This is a genomic window from Halomonas sp. C22 (genome assembly GCF_007655045.1).
Classification (GTDB): Bacteria; Pseudomonadota; Gammaproteobacteria; order Pseudomonadales; family Halomonadaceae; genus Vreelandella; species Vreelandella hamiltonii.
This window is the reverse complement of the sequence record NZ_VBVC01000009.1, coordinates 137,119-144,008: the sequence shown is the minus strand read 5'-3', so window position 1 is coordinate 144,008 and position 6,890 is coordinate 137,119. Positions and strand designations below refer to the sequence as shown.

The window sequence follows — 6,890 nt, the reverse complement described above, 5'->3', positions numbered from 1 at the left end:
GCATAAACGCAACGATGGACTGCCGCCGAATGTGGCAGAAAAGCATTACTGGAATGCTCAGAACTCAGTGGCCAAAAACACTTGACCACTACACCCATGGCGGCTCTCCTATTGTTCTTGCCACCATCTAAGAACTCTTCGCCCTGAAACACCATTGATCCTCATCACGCTTTGCTTCTCCGCCGAAAAGTCACCCTATGGGCCGGTGTGCAAGGTCGGAATCATGGACACACCGTTTGTATCGTTTGGTGATGAGGATTGACTTACACTTGAATATGCAAGATCAGCAAACCAGCGGGGTAAATCAGGACAATGGCCATTCATTATGAACAGGATGCCTACGCTTGGGCGCTTGAGCAGGCAGGTCTTCTTCGAGCTGGCGAATTGGATAAGCTGGATCTCGAGCACTTGGCCGAGGAAATTGAAAGTATGGGTAAAAACGAGCGACGCGCCTTGATTCGCCAACTGGCCCGTTTGCTAATGTATCTGCTGACATGGGATTACCAGCCAGAACGGCGCTCGCGTAGCTGGCGATTGACGATTCAGGATGCTCAAGCCAAAACGCAGCGTTTACTGGAAGATAACCCTAGCTTAAACGCCTCACTGCCAGAATTGATGTGCGAGGCTTACGACGATGCTCGTCGCGCCGCAGCAATTGAAGCGGATCGAGAACCTCAGGAGTTCCCTGAGCAGTGCCTATACGGCTTTGAAGAGGCTATGAGTTTTCAGCCCAGCCAGCACTAGCCAAGGCGCGGCCAGCACCTATCTTTTTACAAGTTCGTACTCCCCTCATGCTACGCTTAACGCTAATTTCTCGGCCCTTCAGGCGGTTCCCAATGCAGTTACAACGTTATTTGCGAGTGCTTTTTGCAGCAGCAACGCTAATGCTGACACTGCCCGCCCAGGCGCAAACTGGAAATGAGTGGGCCACGTACGACCGCGTGTTCGAGAACGGGGCGCGTCAGGCGCAGTGGTGGGAGGCGGGCTGGAGCGGCATTTACGCGGCCAGCCTGGTGGTCGATGCCTACCAGTCCAGCGAGGCCAGCAGCCGAGATGACCGTTTCGATGCGCGCATTGGCGTGGTGAAGTCGGCGCTGGCGCTGGCGGGGACGCTCACCGATCGCCAGCCACATCGGGCGGCGCTGGCAGAGTATGAGCGGCTGAAGGCCCAGGGCGAGTTGAGCGGGGTGCAGGCGTTGGGCCTGCAGTTGGCCCAGGCAGAACGCGAACGCCGTGGCTGGGAAGCGCGGGTCAGCTCCCTGGTGGTGAACAGCGTGGCCGGCGCGGTGATTGCGGCCGATGGCCGGGAGCGGGATGGCGCGGTCAATTTTGCCACCGGCATGCTGATCAATGAATTACAGATCTGGACCCAGCCTAATCAGGCGTCCCGCGCGATCAACCACTTCCAACCGGCCCGTGTGTCGCTGGGCCCGGTCACGCTGGAAGGCGAATATGCCCTGCTGGTTACCCCTCAACAGCTGAGCGCGACCTGGCGGTTCTGAAGGTGGGCCAGGCTGCTTTTCGTGCTCGGCTTGCCGGGCACTTTTTATAGGTACGCTTGTCGTTGTCAGGGCCGCATGAGCGCGTAAAATATGCGGCTCTTTTTTTGTTTCTCTATTCGTTATGTTATAACTTATTTATTCGTGAGTGAGGTTGCTCGATGAGTGAGCACATGCATCGCCATAACAAGGAAGGTCCTTGTCATTTTTCGCTGATGTCGTTGTCGGCCACCAAACGGCTGGGGTTGGTTGCCCTTCCCCTGCTGGCGTTGTGGGGGCTGGTGGTGTGGGCAGGCGGGTGGCCGCTATGAGTGAGCGTTCCTCTTCGCGCCTGCAACTGCACGACCTGCACCTGGCACAGGGTGGGCGCACCGTGCTGGAGCATGTGGACGGCGACATCAAGCGCGGCGCGATCACCGCGCTGATTGGTGCCAACGGCGCAGGTAAAAGCACCCTGATTCAGGCCATCATGGGCGAACTCCGGCCCATCAGCGGCAAAGTGGTGTGCACGGTAGACAAGGCGCGTCGTGCCTGGTTGCCGCAGCAGTTGGCTCTGGATCTGACCTTCCCCATGAGCGTGGAAGAGCTGGTGATGACCGGCAGTTGGCCAAGCCATGGGGCCATGAAAGGTTACTGCGCGGCGCACTACCGCAAGGGTCGCGAGATCATGGCGCGGCTGGGCATCTCCCATTTGGCACATCGGCCACTGGGCGAGCTGTCCGGCGGCCAGCGCCAGCGGGCACTGATTGGCCGCACGCTGATGCAGGAAGCCGAGCTGCTGCTGCTGGATGAGCCGTTCGCCAACGTGGACAGCGACACGGTGGATATCTTGATCCGTATCCTGCGCCAGATGGCCGATGAAGGCGTGACGATCATCATCGTGCTACACGACATGGACCACCTGCGCCGCCTGGCCGATGAGGTGCTGATGCTGAGCGGCGGCCATGGCCGTTGGGTGGCACCGAGTGCCTTGCACACGCATCACGCCCCCGCCCAGGTGGTGCCCTTCTCGTTGGGAGGTCGTCATGCTGGCACTGCTTGACGCGTGGTTTATCGCGCCGTTCGATTACGGCTTCATGCGCCGCGCCGTGGTGGGTGGGCTGGCACTTTCCTTGGCCGCGCCGCCGCTGGGCGTGTTTCTGGTGCTGCGCGGCATGAGCCTGATTGGCGATGCCATGGCCCATGCCATTTTGCCGGGAGTGGCGCTGGGCTTCTTGCTGGCGGGGTTTTCGCTGCCGGTGATGAGTGTAGGCGGCGTGCTGTTCGGGCTGATGGTGGCGCTCCTGGCCGGGGCCGTTTCCAAAATGGGCGGCCAGCGGGAAGACGCAGCCATGGCGAGCTTTTTCATCATTTCGCTGGCGGCGGGTGTCATGTTGATTTCCATGGGCGGCAGCAGCGTGGATTTAACCCACGTGCTGTTTGGCTCCATCCTGGCCATCAACTCGACCGCCCTGCTGCTGATTGCCGGTATCAGCACGCTCATCGTGGTCACGCTGGCAGTCATTTTCCGCTCGCTGGTGGTGGAGTGCCTGGACCCGCTGTTCTTGCGCGGCCAAAGCCGCCGCAGTGGCTGGGTGCATAGCGTGTTTCTGGGGCTGCTGGTGCTGAACCTGACGGCGGGCTTCCAAACCCTGGGCACGCTGATGGCCGTGGGGCTGATGATGTTGCCCGCCACGGCGGCCCGGTTCTGGAGCAAGCGGCTGGAAGGTTTGATCGGCATCGCGGTGGTGCTGGCCATGGTGTCGAGCACTGGCGGGCTGCTGCTGTCGTTCCATTTTGATACCCCTTCGGGGCCAAGCATTATCCTGCTCGCAGGGGTGGCTTACTTGTTGTCAGCACTGTTGGGTCGCTATCACAGCTTAGCGGCCAAGCTGCGACGCAAGACCAAGCCACTCGCCCTGGAGCAGACATCCTGATCATTCACTAAAGGAGTTTGTCATGTCCCTTTCCCATACGTCCCGCTGGCTGGTAGGCGTTTCGGCCATGCTGGCCCTGCCTGCCGCCATCGCCAATGAGCGTGTGCAGGTGGTCACCAGCTTCTCGATTCTGGCCGATATGGTCGAGAACGTGGGCGGCGAGCATGTCGAGGTCACTTCCCTGGTCGGCCCTGACGGCGATGCACACGTCTACTCGCCGCGCCCGGGTGATGCCCGTGCGCTGGCCGAGGCCGATCTGGTGGTCTTCAACGGCCTGCTGTTCGAAGGCTGGATGGAGCGACTGATCGACTCCAGCGACTATCAAGGCCCGGTGGTCACCACGACGGATGGCATCAACGCCCTGGCCTACGCGGGCCATGACGATCATGGGCATGACGATCGCGACCATGGACACGATCACGGGCATGATCATGGGCATAGCCACGATCATGGACACAGCCACGATCACGGGCACGACGATCATGAACATGGTCATGGCCATGATGACCATGAGCACGGCGACGATGATCCCCATGCCTGGCAGGACATGACCCAGGCGCGGGTCTACGTCGAGAACATCCGCGACGGCTTGATGGAAGTCGATGCGGACAACGCCGAGCAGTATCAGGCCAATGCCGATCGCTACCTGGCTGACATGGCGGAGCTGGATGCCGAGATTCGTGCGCTGATCAGTGAGATCCCGGCTTCCGCCAGCGTCATCACCGGCCATGACTCCTTCGGTTACTTCTCCCGTGCCTATGGGGTCAACTTCCTGTCTCCGGCAGGGCTCTCTACCGAAGCAGACCCCAGCGGCGCCAGCATGGCAGCGCTAGTGGACGTGATCGAGCAGGAGAACGTTCAGGCGCTGTTCCACGAGAACATGACCAACCAATCCATTATCGTGCAACTGGCCGAAGAAACCGGCCTGCCCATTGCTGGCACGCTTTACGCGGATGCGCTGGCCAGTGAGGGCGATGCCAGCAATTACCTGGGCATGATGCGCCACAACGCCACGGTACTCCACGCCGCCCTGGCCGAACCAGGCCACGATGATCATGGTCATGGCGACCACGACCACGACCACGACCACGACCACGACCACGACCACGGTGATCATGGTCATCGTCACTGATCATTGAGGTCAACGGCTGCTTACCGCTCAGCCTCCCGCAGGTTGATCGTGGTGAGCAGCCACTGCCTGAAAGACGCCATGGCATGGGTTTCTGCCCGCGCTTGCAGGCGTGTCAGCCAGTACCCCCCCAGACTGACAGTGGTGTCGAAAGGCTGCACCAGCGCACCACTGCTCAGCTGCCGAGAAAACATCAACGGTGGCGCCAATGCCACGCCCACCCCTTGAAGCGCGGCTTCCACCATGGCAATGGAAGAGTCGAAGACGATGCTCTGGGTCGTGGGAAGGCTACGAGGCAATCCGGCGGCCAACAACCACTCGGCCCACTCATCGGCACGATACGAACGCAGCCAGGTTTCATGCAACACATCGGCTGGCGTGTCGAGCCGTACAGCAATATCCGGAGCACACAGCACCGAAAGCGATGCAGGCAGTAGTGGCTGAGCCGCTGTGCCATGCCAGGCGCCCGTGCCAAAGCGAATCGCAAAGTCGAGACCTTCAGCGGCTAGATCGGCACGATTGTTGTGGGTGGAGAGCCGTAAATCGACGAACGGATACGCGTCATGAAAGTCTGCCAGCCGTGGCAGCAGCCAACCCACGGCAAACGTACCCACCACACCCACGTTCAAGACCTCACGATGACGGCTTTCGCCTAACCGCTCCAACGTATGCGACATCTGATCGAACGCATTCTTCAGCACAGGCAACAGCAGCTCGCCTTCCTGAGTCAGCATTAGCCCTCGGGGCAAACGTGTGAATAGCGGCACCTTCAATAGCCCTTCCAGGCGCTTGACCTGATGGCTCACGGCCGCCTGTGTCACGTGCAGCTCTTCTGCTGCACGCGTGAAGCTCAAATGTCTGGCCGATGCCTCAAAGGCCCGCAGAGCCTTCAACGGCAAATAGGAACGCACTGCGCCACCCCCAAATTTTTCTAATAGCTCATGCAAAATCTTGCCATTTGTGGAGACCCATCGCGCTCTTTATTTTAGTCACCCGTGGCTTTTGTATCGACCAGAGCTGCCTTCCACCGACATGACTCATCGCAACAGGAGTTTTGCATGCGCACGCCGTTTTCAGCACGCCGCTGTCTTCTCATGGCCTCCTCCTTACTTTTCAGCGGGGCAGCCTGGGCGCTCGAAGAGCCTCACGAGGCCGATCTTCAAGCGTTGCTGGACAGCACGATCACCCCGCTGATGGAACAGTATCGTATCCCCGGCATGGCCGTCGCGCTAAGCATTCAGGGGCAGCCGTATTACTTTAATTATGGGCTTGCAAACCTGGAGACGGAGGAGCCGGTCACGGATGAGACGCTTTTCGAACTAGGCTCTATCAGCAAGGTTTTCACGGCTGCCCTGGCGGGCTACGCGCAGGCCAGCGGTGCCCTTTCCCTCTCGGACCCCGCCAGCGGCTACTGGCCAGCCCTTGAAGGCAGTGCCTTCGATGAGATCACCCTGCTGGAACTGGGCACCTACACGGCAGGCGAGCTTCCGCTGCAGTTTCCGGACTCGGTGCAATCAGAAGAGCAAATGATCGATTACTATCGCCAATGGCAACCCGAATCGGCTCCAGGGGCACAACGTCTGTATTCCAATCCGAGCATCGGTTTGCTGGGCTATCTCACCGCGCAACGTTTGGGCAGCCCTTTCGAGACGCTGATGGAAAAAGCGCTGTTCATACCGCTCGGGCTCGAACACACCCATTTTCAAGTGCCCGACGCGCAACGGGCACATTATGCCTATGGCTACTCGAAGGAGGATGAGCCCATTCGGGTGAACCCAGGCGTGCTGGATGCCCAGGCCTACGGGCTGAAAGCCAATGCCGCCGACGTGCTGACCTTTCTGGAAGCGAACATGCGAGACCCGGCCCATGCCAGCGGCACGACGGAACGGCTGGATGACGCCTTGGCAACGACACGCACAGGCTACTTCGACGTTGGCCCCATGACCCAGGGCCTGGGCTGGGAGCATTATCACTACCCGGTGACCCTGGAGACACTGCTGGAAGGCAATTCGCTCGAGATGATTTTGGCGCCCAACCCGGCACATCGCCTCACGCCACCGCAAGCCCCTCGGCAAGCGGCCTACTACAACAAGACGGGCTCAACCAATGGCTTCGGCGGCTATGTGGTCTTCGTGCCCAGCGAGCAGATCGCCATGGTGATGCTGGCAAACCGCAACTACCCCAATCAGGCGCGTATCGAGACGGCTCACCATATTCTCAGTGCACTGACCGACACCCCGTAATGAAAAACCGCCGCTTTCGAGCGGCGGTTTGTTTGCAAATGACGAGGTCAAGCATCAGGGAAGATTGCGTTTTGCAGCGCTGATAAAGGAGACTAGCCCCTCT

At 59.8% G+C, this 6,890-nt stretch carries 8 protein-coding genes; 7 read left to right on the top strand and 1 reads right to left on the bottom strand.

Annotated elements, in window-relative coordinates; all coding sequences use genetic code 11:
• The first annotated feature begins 312 nt into the window (after positions 1–312).
• From FEU76_RS15790 to FEU76_RS15770, 6 genes are all read left to right on the top strand, one after another.
• On the top strand, positions 313–744 hold the full coding sequence (locus FEU76_RS15790; RefSeq protein WP_096921633.1) for a DUF29 domain-containing protein: 432 nt from the start codon (positions 313–315) through the stop codon (positions 742–744).
• A gap of 92 nt (positions 745–836) precedes the next feature.
• Complete coding sequence (locus FEU76_RS15785) at positions 837–1,502, top strand: hypothetical protein (RefSeq protein WP_446718811.1); 666 nt, start codon at positions 837–839, stop codon at positions 1,500–1,502.
• A gap of 158 nt (positions 1,503–1,660) precedes the next feature.
• Entirely contained in the window at positions 1,661–1,810 is a 150-nt protein-coding gene (locus FEU76_RS18615; RefSeq protein ID WP_186299161.1) for a hypothetical protein, read from the top strand.
• A complete protein-coding gene (locus FEU76_RS15780) occupies positions 1,807–2,541 on the top strand; it encodes a metal ABC transporter ATP-binding protein (RefSeq protein WP_016915809.1) in 735 nt (244 codons plus the stop codon). Before FEU76_RS18615 ends, FEU76_RS15780 begins: the two co-directional genes overlap by 4 nt.
• Complete coding sequence (locus FEU76_RS15775) at positions 2,525–3,415, top strand: metal ABC transporter permease (protein ID WP_039180585.1); 891 nt, start codon at positions 2,525–2,527, stop codon at positions 3,413–3,415. The genes FEU76_RS15780 and FEU76_RS15775 overlap by 17 nt, the downstream gene beginning before the upstream one ends.
• Positions 3,416–3,437: 22 nt before the next feature.
• Positions 3,438–4,547: a metal ABC transporter solute-binding protein, Zn/Mn family gene (locus tag FEU76_RS15770; RefSeq protein ID WP_144984214.1), complete on the top strand. Its 1,110-nt coding sequence runs from the start codon at positions 3,438–3,440 to the stop codon at positions 4,545–4,547.
• A gap of 20 nt (positions 4,548–4,567) precedes the next feature.
• On the opposite strand, the gene FEU76_RS15765 is transcribed toward FEU76_RS15770, so the two are convergent.
• The gene (locus FEU76_RS15765) at positions 4,568–5,455 is read right to left on the bottom strand and encodes a LysR family transcriptional regulator (protein ID WP_186299160.1); all 888 of its coding nucleotides are present in this window, start codon (positions 5,453–5,455) and stop codon (positions 4,568–4,570) included.
• Positions 5,456–5,638: 183 nt separating this feature from the next.
• Here FEU76_RS15765 and ampC point away from each other — a divergent pair, with 183 nt between their 5' ends.
• On the top strand, positions 5,639–6,787 hold the full coding sequence (ampC, locus tag FEU76_RS15760) for a class C beta-lactamase (RefSeq protein WP_446718812.1): 1,149 nt from the start codon (positions 5,639–5,641) through the stop codon (positions 6,785–6,787).
• Positions 6,788–6,890 lie beyond the last annotated feature (103 nt).